Consider the following 14,483-nt stretch of genomic DNA (forward strand, 5'->3'; position numbering starts at 1 on the left):
GTTGAGTGGTCTAGTGCTGCTCAACACAATGCGTGCAAAATGAGACAGCCTGTCTAAGCTGTTGCATCCTTAAGTACCACTGCCGCTTTTGCACAAAATCTCTGTGCTTTTTCAACGGCTAAGATAAAAACCAAAACGCCGCACGCAAACATCAACATCGAATGCTTGACCAATGGCCACCACAGCCACGCTGCGGATGTTCATAGGCTGCAACTCTGCATCGGTACGGTGCGCGTGCAGTTGGTCGTAGGGCACGATGAAACGTGTCCATTGTGGTTCCACTGGCAGAGTGCAGCGAAAAGATTGCCAAGGGCGGGTCAGCTGGGTGGTTTTTACGTGCAGGTTGTAATCCTGTGCGTTGCCGTAGAGCTCGATAAACACGCCTTGGTAATCAGCGCGCAACCAGTCCGGTTCAATCTCTAGCCGCATTTGCACGAAGCCGCCGTTGTTATCCAAACAGGTGCGGCCCACTAAACAGCTACAGCTCGCATTCTGACGCACATCTTGAAGCACGGACGCACTGGACACACCGCCCATAACCTGATCGCTAATCCCGCGCCAAGATGTAGGCTGAGTTTGGCTGGCGCGATACAGCTCCACCAGCTGCTCTTCACGGACGGCAGGGCCTTGGATGTTGAAAGTGTCGTTCATACGCTGGAAGCCCTCTTGGTGCGCAGGTAAATATTCCGGCCATTCTAGTCAGCTAAAACGCCAGAACAGGTTTATTCACAGGCTAGCAGGTCGGGGGATTTGTTAGTATGGCTTTTTCCAGTTGAGTCAGATTAAGCACTGCCACATGAATACGTCTTTTACCCTACGGCCTTATCAGCAAGAAGCTGTGGATGCCACGCTTAAACACTTTCGTACGTCCGATGAGTCGGCGGTGATTGTGTTGCCTACCGGTGCGGGTAAAAGCCTGGTGATTGCCGAATTGGCCCGGCTGGCACGGCGTAAAATTTTGGTGGTCACCCACGTGAAAGAGCTGGTGGAGCAAAACCACGCCAAATACCAAAGCTATGGGGTTGAGGGCGGTATTTTCTCGGCGGGGTTAAACCGTAAAGACAGCCATCATCAAGTGACCTTTGCCAGTGTGCAATCGGTGGCGGCGAATTTGGATCAGTTTCACGATGAATACTCACTGATGATTATTGATGAGTGTCATCGCGTCAGTGGCGAGGAGGACAGCCAGTATCAACGCATTATCCAGCAGTTGCGCCAACAAAACACGGGCTTAAGGAACCGCTGAACAAATTCGCTCAAGCGAGCGAATTTATCAATTTTACAAATCAGCTCTGAAAATCGAGCGTCAGAGTCATAAAAACATCTATTTTTGAACGGTTTTACCCGTTTTTGCTGCTTTTCCGGGCAGCATCCCGGGTTTTAGGCGGATTTATCCCGCCAACGGCATAAATCGCTCCGACCAAAACAAGTTCGCCAAAGCAAACAGGCTATACAGCTGGGCGGTATTTTTCGCCAGACCACGGTAGCGCGTCTTGCGATGGCCAAAGTGCACCTTGACCCAATAAAACGGATGCTCAACCTTGGCGCGAATCTGGCTCTTTAACTGCTCGATTTTCTCGACCAGCCGACCTTTCTCCGTACCGCTTTCACGCAGCTTGCGACGCTTGCCATGACGCATGGCAATCACTCAGTCTACCTTTTTGCCCTTGTTCTCTTCTCGTTCCCCAGCGCCCTGATACCCTGAGTCACCATAGACCTCCTGCTCCTCGCCATGCAGCAAGGCATGCGCCTGGGTTACATCGTGAGTATTGGCAGGCGTAGTCACCATCGTATGCACCAGGCCGCAGGCCGCATCAACGCCGATGTGGGCTTTCATGCCCAAGTAATACTGGTTACCTTTCTTGGCGTGACGCATTTCAGGGTCACGGCTTTTGCTTTCGTTTTTGATAGAAGGCGGCGCAGAAATGATGGTGGCATCAACGACCGTGCCTTCCTTCAGGTATAGCCCTTGAGTCGCCAGCTGGTAATTGACTGCAGCAAAAATTTGCCGGGTCAGATTGTGAGTTTCCAACAGTCGCCGAAAGCGCAATAAGGTGGTTGCATCCGGCACGGCATCACGCCCAAGGTCGATGCCCATAAAGAGCTGAATCGCCGCGCTGTCATAGACTGCATCCTCCGTGCCTTCATCGGAAAATCCCATCACCTGTTGCAGGATGTACATGCGCAGCATCCGGGAAAGCCCCATGGCTGGGCGACCTTGTTTGCCGTCTGTTTTGGGATAGTGCGGCTCAATCACCGCCTCCAGAACAGCCCAAGGCGCCAGGCTTTCCAGATCGGCCAACAGGCGATCACGACGGGTTTGCTTCTTTTTGCTGGCGAACTCGGCGTCGGCGAAGGTGATTTGCATGGGTACGGGCTCAGTGTTGACGAATTAGGCTATTTTACCAAGATATACGCTGGGGATGGGGTTTGTTCAGCGCCTCCTTAGGCAGCTCAATGCCTAGGCGTTGCTCAACGCTCAGGAGAAAGTGAGGGTAGACGTATAAAATACCAAACGGGGCAACCAGTAAATAAAGTAGCGTATCGAGCGTATTCAGTAGTTTTTTGAACATGAGCAGCCTTTTAATGCGCAGGGCTAAATGAGTGCACAGCGATAATAAGCAAGCGCCGTACAACAGCCAAGCACTCTGTAAATGAGGCAATTATACAGCTTTAAACGGGCTTTTCTGTTAAGCGGTTAAGAAGGCTCTGCTTGGCCGCTCGAGAGGGACCCTATAGCATGCTGCCCCTATAAGAACTTTGATTCGAACGTTCGCCCAATCCGCTTGGGTTAAGGCAAAATAGGAGCAAAGTCACTGCAAACACCTAGATCTTAGGGTATGCTGCTTGGCTGATTTTTTAGTGAACAGGGGCGCTAGAGGCCGCAATAAACCTCTGGCCCGCAGTGGCCACACAAACACCCATTACTTTAAAGGACGTGCATGGCAAAGCTAGTCAAAATAATCATGATCCACGGTCATATGCCCGGTGTGGTGGAGTTAGACTTGGACGGTCACACCAATATCTGTGGCAGTAACGCCTCAGGCAAAACCACCTTACAGCGAATGATTCCAGTGTTTTATGGCGAGCTGCCAAACAGGGTGGTGCCGCGGACCCGGCTTAGCTTCGATGCCTATTACCTGCCGCACAAAAACAGCTATGTGATTTATGAATACGAGCGCCCGCGCAATGGCTTAGCCCAAGTAGTGCTGAGCAAGCGTGCCGATGGCGTGGATTATCGTTTTGTGGATGCGCCTTATCAACCCGAGCAGTATTTACTTGAGCACGAAGGTGGCGTACTGGCGCGTGAGTATCAAGACTGGGCTAATGACATGCGTCATCGCGGGATTGATATCTCAGCAAAAATTTCCAGCACCACTGAATATCGCAGCATTATCCTCAACGACATCAAGAACGATCGCAGCAATCGCAGTGAAAGTCTCAGGCATCGCCAGCTGGCCTCGCGTTATAGCTTGTCACCGGATAAACATAGCTTGCGCCATATCGAAAAACTGGTGTCTGCGGTGCATGCTAAAGAAGGCAAAATGGACACGCTAAAAAGCATGCTGGCGGCGATTCTCGAAGAGGACGGCTATCAGCGCCCAGCTAATACCATGACCGGCGATAAAATCCGCAGCTGGCTAACGGATATGAAACAGTTTATGAAAATGGATACGCTGCATCAGTCCTTAGAGGAAATTGAGCGTATCAGTGGTGAGCGTGCGGCGCACCTCGCCACCCTGTGGCAGCTAAAAAAATTACTTGAAACGGATAACGGCGCGCAGCGTCAGTGCCGAGCAGATACCGAGCAGGCCATTCAAGCACTCAAGCGTGCCATTGCGGCAGCAGCGGATGATTACAGGCAGCGCCGTGGTGAACTGATTGATACCAAGAGCGATGCCGGCAGCGCGTTACAAAGCAGCCAACAGCATTTAGATAATGCGCAGCGTCAGTATGATCGCTACCGCGATGCGGATATTGAGCGGGTGGGGCGTGAGTTAACACGCTTACCGGAGCGTCGTAGTGAGCTGCAAGGACTTGAGCAGCATTATCGCCTCATGATGGAGGCGCATCAGGGCGCTGAGCGGGAGCTGCAGGAACACCGACTGCAGCTCACAGAGCAGTTAAAGCGCGCCAGTGATCAGTTGCAGGCGCAGATTAATGACAAAAATACGGAACAAAAACGTATTCATGCCGCCGAGCTTGATGCCACCAAGGACATGAACCAGCAGCTGCAGCAAGCCCAAGAAAAGGTGCGCACCCACTACCAGCAAGAGCTGACCCAATTGCAAACTGAGCTCGCAGGCAAGCGAGCGCAACACGGGTTGTCGATGCTTAATGCAGAGGAAATGGAGCAGATGCGGCTGGTTGAGTTGCGTGTCGACAACGCACAGCAACAGCTTGAGCAGCACCGACAGCAGCTCAGCACGCAACAAGGCGTGTTAGCCAATGCCCAGCAGCAGCGCGAACAGGCGGCAGCGAGCCTCACCAGTGCCCGCAGCGCCGCGGCTCAGGGTCAACAGCGCATTGAACAGCTGGAACAACAGCTCCAACCCAGCGCAGGCAGTTTGCGTCAGTTTTTAACGCAGCATGTCGAGCACTGGCAGTATAGTTTTGGTCGAGTGCTGGCTGAGCCCTTATTGCAGCGCACTGATCTGGAGCCACAGTTGCAGCAGGAACAGCAGGACACAGTGTTTGGTGTACAGCTAGACTTACACGCCGTTGAGTTGCCCGAGCATGCCCTAACCGATGAGCACGTGCGTGAGCAACTTGAGCAGGTTATAGAGCAGTGGCAGCGACAGCGACAGCAGTCTGAGCTGGCGGAAAAAGCCTTGGCGAAAGCCGTGGCAGACGTCAAACAACAGCAAGAGGCCTTGGAGTTGGCGCACCAGCAGCATCGTCGGCTCGAAAGCGATGTGAGTTATGCACGTGATCACCGTCAGCGGCTCCTGCATGAGCAAGCCCAGCTTGATGCCGCGCGCCAAGCGGCCGTCCGCGAGCGTATTCAACAGCTGCAAGCCCAGCTTGAACACGTTGAGCATCAGCGCCAAGCCAACTTAACTGCCGTTGACAGCGAGTATCAGGAACGCGCCCTAGAGCTGACTGCAGAGTACCAAGAACAGCAGCAAATTCTGCAAGATGCTATTGATGAACTGCACAGCGAGCGTGAGCGTATCGAAGCCAACACCAAAGAGCGACTCCAAGAGCTTGAGCGGGCTTTTAGTGCCAAGCTAGCCGAACAAGGCGTGGATGAGCATACCTTGCAGCAGCTAAAGCAAACGATCAGCGGCGAGCAGGAGCACATTCGCCAGATAGAAGCCCAGCGCGATGCCTACACTGAGTATCAGCAGTTTATGCAGGTCACCTGGCAGCGCTTGCGCCCACAATGGTTGGCGACTGAGCAGCAGGCAAAGCAGGAGTTACGTGAGGCTGAAACCGCCCTAGAGCGCCACGAAGCGGACTATAAAAATACGCAGCGCAGCCGGCATGCGCAGCTGACTCAGCTCAACGAGCGGTTAGACAAAGCCGAACAGCATGTGCAAGTTCTCAAAGGTTTGCTGGCGCGGATGGAGGAGCTGCCCATGGCTCTTGAACCCGCGCAGGCGATGACCGGACTCGAACAGGGCGATGTGAGCGAACGCAGTGCGCGCGCCTATGAGCTGCTGGAGGAAAAACACAGGTTGGACAAGGCGCTTGAAACTGGGATTCATACCCTAGAGACTGACATTCGCAAAGACTCTGAACAGCAATTTGTCACCTTTATGGAAGCCTCCTTTGCCAAGCTTGAACCGGCGCCGGATATGCAGGCGCGGGTCAATGTCTTAAAAGACATCATCGATGTGCTAGAAGGCAAGCAGCAGCAAACCATCGAGCAAGGCAAAACCATCGGTGCGCAGCTGTTTAAGTTTTTTACGGTGTTTAATGACATTCACAAGCGCGTTAGCGACTACAGCCGTCGCCTCACCCAGGCCGTGGGTGATGAGCTCAACCTAGAAGGCATTGATAAAGCCGAAGTGAAAATAAGCTCAACCATTGACGAGTTGGGCTTTTGGCAGCCGCTAAAAGAGATGACCTACCATTACCAGCAGTGGCAAAGCTCTGGTGAACCCTTGCCTACCAATGACTACCTAGAGCATTTAAGCGATGTCGCCAGTTTGCTGAAAACCCATCAGGAGTACAGCATTGAATCGCTGCTAAAACTGCAGCTCAACCTGATTGAAAACGGTGAGCCGGTCATTATTCGTAACGACCGCCAGTTAACCGACTCCTCAAGTAACGGCATGGCGTATTTGATTTTATGTAAGTTTTTACTTGCCTTTACCCGCCTGCTGCGCCCTGCTGACGCGGGTGTGACGCTGCACTGGCCCATTGATGAGCTGGGTACTTTGGCGTATCACAACGTGGAAAAGCTCTTTATCGCCTGCAGCCAAAATGACATTGATATTCTCGGTGCGTTTCCAAATGCCGAGTCCGATGTGCTGCAGCTGTTTAAGCATAAATACCTGATTGAACCCCACGCCGAGCTGCCCAACAAAGGCCAGCTTAAACGCATTAAGCCGCGGGTGTCTGAGTTGACCCAAAAGCTACAGCAATTACAGCGCAACGTCCGCACACCGGAGGTGCAAGCATGATGGTGCATGGCCCACTGTTAGAAAAACTACTCGCCGGTCAGTTTCTGTGTGCCGTCACCGATGAGGAACTGTTTGCCAAGCTGCAGCGCGATGAGCTGCGCGAGCGCGTGGATGCGTATCTTAAACCGCTGAACCGACGCGTGGCGAGCAATGCAGATAATAGCGTGTATTTTTTGGCGTACCGCGATCTTGATGAGTCCGCACGTGTGCACCTAAAGCAGCAGTTTAGCGTAGTGATGAGCTCTTTACTGCCTTTATTAGAGTGGCTCACCTATGTGCAAGAAGCCATGGGCAGCGACAGCCTGCTCACCGCCGGTGACACCCTCAAGCTGCAAGAGTTGATCCTGAAAACCGAAGATAACCCCAGCTTACGCCAGCGTTTACAGAGCCTCGCTGACGATAGGTTCTTTGGCTCAAGCGCTGATGCGGTCGATGGGCAAGCCAAACAAGTAGCTAGGCGCTTAGTCGAGCACGGTTATCTGCTGCAACCGCATAGTAATCGTCTGTACTTTACCGTCACCGGCAAGATTGATTACCTGCTTGAGCTGGTGCGTTTTATTAAAGACGAAGAAAACATTCCCTTGGAGTCCAGTCAAGCGCAAACGGAGCTGCTCTAATGACTGCCTGCAATGACGACACGCACCACCTAAGCAGTCTGTTGGAGGTGGGGGTTGAGCGACTTAAGCTGATTGGGGATAACGCCAGCCTGTTGATGCAGGGCTACCTCAGTGGCGGTGTTGATCCGACGCAACTTAGTGAGCGCAGTTTGCGTCGGCTGGTGAGTGCACGGGTGCTGTATCAGCCCGAAGACAGCTTAGAGTTAAAGCTGCGGCAGCCGGTTGTACAGCTAGTGGCCGCGCTGGTCACCGATGAAAGCCGCCGCGCAATCAACACCGACATAGCCGACAAGCTGGTCAGTATTCGTGGCTATGTAGAAGGCTTGCGTGAAGCGCGACGCATGGGCGATAGCCTGCGTGCCGATCACCAGATGCAGCGGATCGATGAGGCGGTACAGGATTTAACCGCGCAGTTTGAGGAGGCTATTTTTAGCCTCTGGCATCGACTCAATAGCAACTTTGGTTTTGTCAGCAATCTCAGCGATAAGATTCGCGAAAACGACCGTGCTCAGCAGCAAATTAAACGCCTCATTGACGGTTTGTCCTTGATTGATTTTGATGAATTGATCGAACTGGCCGAGGGCAATCCAGCGCTACGTAAAATTCTCGTCAGTCGCCTGCAACAACACACAAGTGCCCACCATGGCAGCTTGCTGGAAGTGCAAAAACGGCTGGTCGAGCTGATGACACGTTTTCGTGAGCAGCAAGAACGCAGCTTACTGGTGGTTAAGATGGCCGCTTTCTTGCGTGAGCACCCGGGCTTTATGGTGGGGGATTACTCCTACCGAACACAGGTGCCAAACTTGGTTAACTGCGCGGCTGCGATCATACCGGCAGCAGCAGTGACCTTAGATAAGCCCGAGCACCAGCCTGAGCTGACGCATTTAGTGCACAGCCTGTATCGCGAACTAGCCATTAAAGCCAGTACCCAGGAGACCAGTCTGAGTGCCGAGGCGGTCTGCGCGCCAGTGCAGCAGCAGGTCGAAGCACGCCAGCAGCAGCTAAAAAAGGATGCTATGCGTTATTTTATTCAGGTGTGCGACACCTCACAGCCGTTATCAGCGCTGCAGTTTTTAAACGAGCACGAATTAGCCTGGCCGGCGGATATTTGGTTGTTTCAAGTGCTGGCTGAATACAGCGCCTTACCGCGCGATGAGCAAGCCTTGTTTGTCCTGCATCGGGAAGAGCGTCAACTAAACCAGTTTAACCATGTGCGGGTGATTGAAGATCTGGCCGTGAGGTATCACCCGGCATGAACCGAGATCTAACGCGCAGCGAGCGCAGAGTATTAAGAGACATCAAAGCCAAGCTGCGCTGCCAAGTTCGTTACTCGCGTAAGCTGACTGACACCGAACGTCGTGTGTTGGCGTGGTGTCACGAGCAGGACTTGTTGGCCACTGTGCCCATACAAGTGCAGGAGTACAGCTATACGCTGACGCTGCTGCACGCTATTGAGCAGCGCTTGGCGCTACTGGGTTTAGCGCCTTTGGGCGCAGACTTGTCCGGCTCAAGTTTAGCGCAAGCTGCCCAAGGCGCCGCCGAACATAAGTCCGGGCGCAGTCAGCCCCGCGAGCACCGTGTATTAAGAGCGGCAGGGGGCTTAATTCTTGATCAGGACCAGCGCGAACTGGCACTGGAGTCGTTTAGCGAGATTATCCTCGTTGAAAACCTAGACTGCTTTTACCAGTTAACGCGCTTTCACTTACCTGTATTGCCCAGTAGCCTGGTGATTTACCGTGGCGATAGCCTATACAGCACAGGCCGCGCCCAGCTGTTGAAACGCTGGCGCGAGGGGGGCTATGGGCCGCGCAAATATTTCGGTGATCTGGACCCCAAGGGCCTACATATGGCCAGCAGCGAAGGCTTTACGCATTTAGCTGTCCCCGAGTTGGATTGGTTTTGCCAGCAGGCCAGTGAGCAGGCGTATCCGAGCAAGCAACACAGCCTTACCGCGCAACTGCGTGTCAGTGAGGAGTTGCAGCCTTACCTGAGTTTTATTCAGCGCCACCAGCGTGCGCTTTTACAGCAGTGGCTGCAAGATGTCGCTTTGCATTGGGTGTTGGTGTGATGCAGGCACGGTGTCTGGGTGCGTGAGAACCACCGCTCATGCGACCATCAACGAAGTGAGCCGGCGGGTGGAAGCTGATACCATCGACCGAGTTTAGGTTATGCTCCACGTTTGTTTATCAACCAAAAGAGCCTCACACTTGTTATGTCACACTTGGATTATAAAAGCGGTATTTTAAAAGCCCTGTTGATCGTCGCCGCCTTGTTTGTTGTGCTGGCGGGATTAAAAGTGGCCGCGAATATTTTAGTGCCTTTTTTGTTGTCGCTATTTATCGCCATTATCTGCCACCCGCTGGTGAAGAAAATAGAGCGTCTAAAAGTACCCAAGCCCCTGGCCATTGTCGGTGTGGTGCTGGTGGTCGTAACCGTGGCGGTATACATGGTGAGTTTGGTGGGTAAGTCGCTGCTTGAGCTGTCGCAAATGCTGCCCAGCTATTTAGAAACCTTGCGCGGTGAGATTAATTGGGTGGTCGACAAGCTGGCCACCTACGACATTGTCGTCTCTAGAGAGCTGATCACCGAGTATTTTAACCCAGGCGTGGCGATGAAGTTGGTGGCCGATACCCTCAGCAGCTTAGGTGATGTGATGAAGAACCTGTTTTTGGTCATTATCACCGTGGTGTTTATGCTGTTTGAAGCCTCATCATTACCTAAAAAAATCTATGCAGCGCTTGATAAACCCGATGAGAAAATGCAGCAGGCGGAGCGCTTTTTAGCCTCGGTCAACAACTACCTGGCCATCAAAACCCTAGTTAGCGCCGCCACCGGCCTTGGTGTGACCCTGATGCTGTGGGCTGTGGGGTTGGATTTTTACTTACTTTGGGGTGTGCTGGCATTTTTGCTTAATTACATTCCAAATATTGGCTCAATCATCGCCGCGATTCCGGCGGTGTTATTGGCCGCATTGCAGTTTGGCTTGGCGCCGGCTGGGTTTATCGGCGTCGGTTACTTGGCGATTAACGCTGTGATGGCCAACTTAATTGAGCCAAGGTATTTAGGTCGTGGCTTAGGCCTGTCCACTTTAGTGGTGTTTTTGTCATTGGTGTTCTGGGGCTGGCTGTTAGGCAGCGTGGGCATGCTTTTGTCTGTGCTCTTAACCATGGTGATAAAAATAGGGCTGGAAAACTCAGAAGATGGCAAGTGGATTGCCACGTTATTATCTGGCGATGTGCAAGAGCCTAAACAGGAGCAGTAAGGTTGGGTGCGGCTTCGCTCGCGCCTTGCTGAGTCGCGATTGAGTCCGGCTGAGAACGTTTGGGAAAGTCAGGGGCTGGCTGGATGGCCAGCCGCCCCTCGCGGTTAAAAGCGCGCGGATGTAGTAACACCCGCTTAATGAGGCCCTGAATAACAGGACTTAGCTGACAACGCAGAACATTATTCAGGCTTTTCTGTGGTATCGCTTGGGTCGTGTGACGCCTGCTCACTCTCGCTGAGCAAGTCGTCATGTTCAGCCATTTTCCATGGCAAGCTACTGGGCGAAACATGCAGAAAGTGCAGATACTTTTCGAACTGATCTAGCAAATCACGGATGATACTTTGCTTGTCATAGCCGTAAATATCATACGACTGCCCACCGCGGCGCAAAAACACTTCTGCACGGCCATACTGGGGAGCAGGCTGCTCACTAGAGTGATGCGTGCCGTCAAGCCCGTAATCTGGCGTGTCATAGGTGACCAAGCGTATTTCATAGACGAAGTCGATGGCCTCACCTTTGATTACTTCTAAATACACCCGGTTATTGTGTGGATCTTTTTCGACAATGGCTAACCAGCCCTCATTGCTGAGCGCTTTGCGCAACACCGGCCTTTGGCCCGGCTGGACTGCATGGCGAACTCAATCAGCTGCATGACTTGCTGCACACATGGGAGACCATGACAGAAGGTGAGGTGCGTAACGCTACTGCCCAGCGCATTGTTGAGCTCACAGCTGAATTGAATATAGATAAAGACTTAGCGCTTGATCTGGACAGCATGCAAGACAATCTAGCTGAGCTTGTGGGTGCCTTACACCTGCATTTGCATGACTTGGCGTTGCAACATCAGCCATTGGGGTTAGCGCACTTTGGACTGCCTGCCGAAGATGATTTGCGTCTATTTACCGTACAGCAGATGTTAGGTATGCCTCTATTGGAAGCGCTGTTTCCTGACGACCCCGAAGAGCTATTGGTGGTGGATTATCAGGAACTTCGCAATAGTAAGCCTTGGCAGCTGCTTGACCAGCACTTGCGCCAAGGCAAAGAGTGGCAAGGTGATGGCAGCATCGGAGAGTTATTGGTCGAGGGACGTAATTATTGGCAGAACTTTGCTAACAATGGTGAGTTGGACGGTTACTTCAACGCCCTCCAAGGACGACATATTGAATCATCCTACGGTGGCGATCCGATTAAAAGTCCCGATAGTTTGCCCACTGGGCGCAATCTATACGGCTTCGACCCTTCACGTATTCCTACCCGTGAAGCTTGGCAGGCAGGTCAATTGGCGGCACAACGCTTGCTGGAGCAGCATCGTGATGAGCATGGCAGCTACCCAGACAAGCTAGCGTTTAGCCTGTGGTCGGTTGAGACAATGCGCCATTTTGGTTTGCTTGAAGCGCAAGCAATGGCCGTGATGGGGTACCGGCCGGTTTGGGATGAAGGTGGTCGTGTAACGGGTATTGAAGCTATTCCAGCAGCAGAGTTGCAACGCCCGCGGGTGGATGTGGTGATCTCTGCCACTGGACTTTATCGCGACCACTTTCCCAATGTCATGAAATGGTTAGCACAGGCAGCGGAACAAGCCAGCGAACTACAGGAGCCGGACAATAGAATAGCTGCCAACAGTCAACGACTTGAGCAACAGTTCTTCGCCAGTGGCATGTCTAATGAAGATGCACGCCTAGCTTCACGTACGCGTATTTTTTCATCAGAATCGGGTGCCTACGGTACTGGGTTGGATGATGCCACTTTGGTGAGTAACAGCTTTGGCGAAACGGATGATAACCAGCAAGACCGTTTGGCTGGGGAGGCCAAACTGGCAAAGCTGTACCTCGAGCGCATGCAGTTTGCCTATGGGCCAGACAGTTCACGCTGGGGCGAGAAGGGCGCTACTAACCTTTATGCCGAGCAGCTAAAAGGTGTTGAGGGGGCGGTGCTAGCACGCTCGTCCAATCTGTACGGCATGCTGACCACGGACGACCCTTTTCAATACTTAGGCGGCTTGGGACTTGCGGTTCGCCATCTCGATGGTAAATCACCAGAGCTGTATATCAGCAACTTGCGTGATGCCGGAAATCCACGGGTAGAAACCGCAGCTGGTTTTCTCGCTCGTGATCTGCGTACCCGCTACCTACATCCGGGCTGGATTGAGCAGGTACAGAAAGAAGGGTACAGCGGCGCATTAGAAGTGCTGGGCAGTGCCAATAACCTGTGGGGATGGCAGGTTACAGCGCCAGAAACTGTACGTGATGACCAGTGGAATGAGTACAAAGCAGTTTATATGGATGACAAGTATGAGTTGGGCATCAATGAGTGGTTTGAAGAGCATCACCCGCATGCCCAAGCACAACTGATTGAGCGCATGCTCGAGGCGGCACGAAAGGAGTACTGGCAAACCGATGAGCAAAACTTACAGCAGTTAGCCCAACGTTGGCAGGAGTTGGCTGAGCGATATGACGTGCAAAGTAACAACAGTCATTTTAATGACTATGTGGCTCAAGCCGCTGTTGGCTTTGGTTTGGGTGCAACAGCTAACTCTGCTGAGGCAAGCAGTATGCCAGAGGCCACTGAGGCAGCGGATGCGAATCTGGAAACTGTTGAAGGCCAGCGGCTAGAAAAACAACAAGAGGGAGCGTCACAGCCTGAGCCATTTGACCCTATGTTTTTAATAGGTCTGCTGGTGATCGTTTTGGCGGTACTGGGCGGTGCTTGGCGTCAATCACGTCGTTTAGCCTGACTTGGTTGTATTGCGGGCAGCTGCATTCAAGTCGTTGCCCGAATTGTTTTTATTAAGGAGAGTTTTAAATGTCACTGCAATTATTAGTTGAAACAGCTTTGTACCAAGCCAGTCAGCTGTTTATGCTGCCAATTTTATTGGCGGTGATTCTGCTGTTTGTTTACGCTTTTTACGCCGTAGGGGTGTTTGTTTGGCAAAGACGCCAGCGTCATCAAGGGCTGGAAGGTGCGTTTGATTTGCTGTACAGCTGGCAAAAAAACCCAGCTATGAGCAATATTGAGCTGGAAACACAAGCGTTCAAGCGTTTAGAAATACCAAGAATTGTTACTAGGGTTACGCCTATGCTTGGGCTGGTGGCAACGATGATTCCAATGGGACCTGCGCTGAAATCGCTGTCAGGTGGCGATCTGGCGCAAGCAAGCGATAACCTAACCGTTGCTTTTTCAGCAGTAATTCTGTCGTTGATTGCTGCTTCGCTCACCTACTGGGTTGTTAACGTGCGTCGTCGTTGGTATGCCGAAGAAATAGTGCAGATAGAAACGCTGCGCTTGGCAGGGCAGGTACAGTCATGAGTTTACGCTTGATTGAAGATGCTGATGCGGACGACCCGATTTTATCGGTAGTCAACTTGATTGACGTGTTTTTGGTCGTTATAGCGGCACTGCTACTTACTGTGGCGAGCAATCCGCTCAATCCCTTTATGCAAGAAGACTTTACCCTGGTAAAAAGCCCCGGCCAAGACAACATGGAAGTGATAGTGAAGAAAGGAGAGGTGTTGGAGCATTACAAATCCAGCGGAGAGATGGGCGAGGGTGAGGGCGCTAAGGCGGGTATTACCTATCGTATGAAGGACGGGAGTATGATTTATGTGCCGGAATGATCGCGCTAATAATGTAGCTGCCCATGCATCAGGCGTTGCCAGTTTCGAGAGTGATGCGTGTAATTGCCAGCATACACAACGCCACCTAAGCAGTAGTGCGTTATTAGGCAGTGCTAATGAGGTTGTAATTGAGCACAATGGTTGTCAGTACAGTTTGCGTATCACGCGACAAAATAAGCTAATTTTGACCAAGTAGTGTTGGGTGTGAAGTGTCGAGGTTGATAGCTCTGTTGGCTCTTGAATACCGTGCCATTGTCCAAACTTGAAATAAGTAGCTAGAAATAGATGCTTTTAAGAAAATGCCCTACAAACCAGAACAGGTTTATTCACAGGCTAGCAGGTCGGGGGATTTGTTAGT

12 protein-coding genes and 2 pseudogenes are annotated in these 14,483 nt (G+C 52.2%); 10 read left to right on the plus strand and 4 right to left on the minus strand.

Annotated elements, in window-relative coordinates:
• Positions 1–111: 111 nt before the first annotated feature.
• Complete coding sequence (locus QEZ41_RS09970) at positions 112–651, minus strand: CIA30 family protein (RefSeq protein WP_289411354.1); 540 nt, start codon at positions 649–651, stop codon at positions 112–114.
• Between the two features lie 145 nt (positions 652–796).
• On the opposite strand from QEZ41_RS09970, the pseudogene QEZ41_RS09975 reads away from it, so the two are divergent.
• Positions 797–1,237 (plus strand): annotated as a pseudogene (locus QEZ41_RS09975) (DEAD/DEAH box helicase); the annotation flags it as partial.
• Positions 1,238–1,390: 153 nt separating this feature from the next.
• On the opposite strand, the pseudogene QEZ41_RS09980 reads toward QEZ41_RS09975, so the two are convergent.
• Positions 1,391–2,368: pseudogene (locus QEZ41_RS09980) on the minus strand (IS5 family transposase).
• 34 nt (positions 2,369–2,402) lie between these two features.
• Positions 2,403–2,573: a hypothetical protein gene (locus QEZ41_RS09985; protein ID WP_289411355.1), complete on the minus strand. Its 171-nt coding sequence runs from the start codon at positions 2,571–2,573 to the stop codon at positions 2,403–2,405.
• A 369-nt stretch (positions 2,574–2,942) separates the two neighbouring features.
• On the opposite strand from QEZ41_RS09985, the gene QEZ41_RS09990 reads away from it, so the two are divergent.
• From QEZ41_RS09990 to QEZ41_RS10010, 5 genes are all read left to right on the plus strand, one after another.
• Positions 2,943–6,632: an ATP-binding protein gene (locus tag QEZ41_RS09990; RefSeq protein WP_289411356.1), complete on the plus strand. Its 3,690-nt coding sequence runs from the start codon at positions 2,943–2,945 to the stop codon at positions 6,630–6,632.
• Positions 6,629–7,249, plus strand: coding sequence for a DUF4194 domain-containing protein (locus tag QEZ41_RS09995; RefSeq protein WP_289411357.1), 621 nt, complete (start codon positions 6,629–6,631; stop codon positions 7,247–7,249). Before QEZ41_RS09990 ends, QEZ41_RS09995 begins: the two co-directional genes overlap by 4 nt.
• Entirely contained in the window at positions 7,249–8,505 is a 1,257-nt protein-coding gene (locus tag QEZ41_RS10000) for a hypothetical protein (protein WP_289411358.1), read from the plus strand. Before QEZ41_RS09995 ends, QEZ41_RS10000 begins: the two co-directional genes overlap by 1 nt.
• Positions 8,502–9,317, plus strand: coding sequence for a DUF7281 domain-containing protein (locus QEZ41_RS10005; protein ID WP_289411361.1), 816 nt, complete (start codon positions 8,502–8,504; stop codon positions 9,315–9,317). Before QEZ41_RS10000 ends, QEZ41_RS10005 begins: the two co-directional genes overlap by 4 nt.
• 144 nt (positions 9,318–9,461) lie before the next feature.
• Positions 9,462–10,511, plus strand: a complete 1,050-nt coding sequence (locus tag QEZ41_RS10010) for an AI-2E family transporter (RefSeq protein ID WP_289411362.1) — start codon at positions 9,462–9,464, stop codon at positions 10,509–10,511.
• 179 nt (positions 10,512–10,690) lie between these two features.
• On the opposite strand, the gene QEZ41_RS10015 is transcribed toward QEZ41_RS10010, so the two are convergent.
• Positions 10,691–11,113, minus strand: coding sequence for a hypothetical protein (locus tag QEZ41_RS10015; RefSeq protein WP_289411363.1), 423 nt, complete (start codon positions 11,111–11,113; stop codon positions 10,691–10,693).
• Positions 11,114–11,166: 53 nt separating this feature from the next.
• Between QEZ41_RS10015 and QEZ41_RS10020 the strand changes: the two genes are divergently transcribed.
• From QEZ41_RS10020 to hemP, 4 genes are all read left to right on the plus strand, one after another.
• Positions 11,167–13,245 carry a cobaltochelatase subunit CobN gene (locus QEZ41_RS10020; RefSeq protein ID WP_289411364.1) on the plus strand — a complete coding sequence of 693 codons (2,079 nt, stop codon included), beginning with the start codon at positions 11,167–11,169 and terminating at the stop codon, positions 13,243–13,245.
• Positions 13,246–13,313: 68 nt separating this feature from the next.
• Positions 13,314–13,817 carry a MotA/TolQ/ExbB proton channel family protein gene (locus tag QEZ41_RS10025; protein ID WP_289411365.1) on the plus strand — a complete coding sequence of 168 codons (504 nt, stop codon included), beginning with the start codon at positions 13,314–13,316 and terminating at the stop codon, positions 13,815–13,817.
• Entirely contained in the window at positions 13,814–14,125 is a 312-nt protein-coding gene (locus QEZ41_RS10030) for a DUF2149 domain-containing protein (RefSeq protein ID WP_289411366.1), read from the plus strand. Before QEZ41_RS10025 ends, QEZ41_RS10030 begins: the two co-directional genes overlap by 4 nt.
• Positions 14,112–14,321, plus strand: a complete 210-nt coding sequence (hemP, locus tag QEZ41_RS12025) for a hemin uptake protein HemP (protein WP_353061910.1) — start codon at positions 14,112–14,114, stop codon at positions 14,319–14,321. The genes QEZ41_RS10030 and hemP overlap by 14 nt, the downstream gene beginning before the upstream one ends.
• Positions 14,322–14,483: the final 162 nt, after the last annotated feature.

Source organism: Thiopseudomonas acetoxidans (assembly GCF_030362935.1).
Taxonomy (GTDB): Bacteria; Pseudomonadota; Gammaproteobacteria; order Pseudomonadales; family Pseudomonadaceae; genus Thiopseudomonas; species Thiopseudomonas acetoxidans.

Bases quoted from the DNA above. Each gene is read 5' to 3' on its own strand.
- QEZ41_RS09970 (WP_289411354.1), bottom strand. From the start codon at position 651: ATGAACGACACTTTCAACATCCAAGGCCCTGCCGTCCGTGAAGAGCAG.
- QEZ41_RS09985 (WP_289411355.1), bottom strand. From the start codon at position 2,573: ATGTTCAAAAAACTACTGAATACGCTCGATACGCTACTTTATTTACTG.
- QEZ41_RS09990 (WP_289411356.1), top strand. From the start codon at position 2,943: ATGGCAAAGCTAGTCAAAATAATCATGATCCACGGTCATATGCCCGGT.
- QEZ41_RS09995 (WP_289411357.1), top strand. From the start codon at position 6,629: ATGATGGTGCATGGCCCACTGTTAGAAAAACTACTCGCCGGTCAGTTT.
- QEZ41_RS10000 (WP_289411358.1), top strand. From the start codon at position 7,249: ATGACTGCCTGCAATGACGACACGCACCACCTAAGCAGTCTGTTGGAG.
- QEZ41_RS10005 (WP_289411361.1), top strand. From the start codon at position 8,502: ATGAACCGAGATCTAACGCGCAGCGAGCGCAGAGTATTAAGAGACATC.
- QEZ41_RS10010 (WP_289411362.1), top strand. From the start codon at position 9,462: ATGTCACACTTGGATTATAAAAGCGGTATTTTAAAAGCCCTGTTGATC.
- QEZ41_RS10025 (WP_289411365.1), top strand. From the start codon at position 13,314: ATGTCACTGCAATTATTAGTTGAAACAGCTTTGTACCAAGCCAGTCAG.
- QEZ41_RS10030 (WP_289411366.1), top strand. From the start codon at position 13,814: ATGAGTTTACGCTTGATTGAAGATGCTGATGCGGACGACCCGATTTTA.
- hemP (WP_353061910.1), top strand. From the start codon at position 14,112: ATGTGCCGGAATGATCGCGCTAATAATGTAGCTGCCCATGCATCAGGC.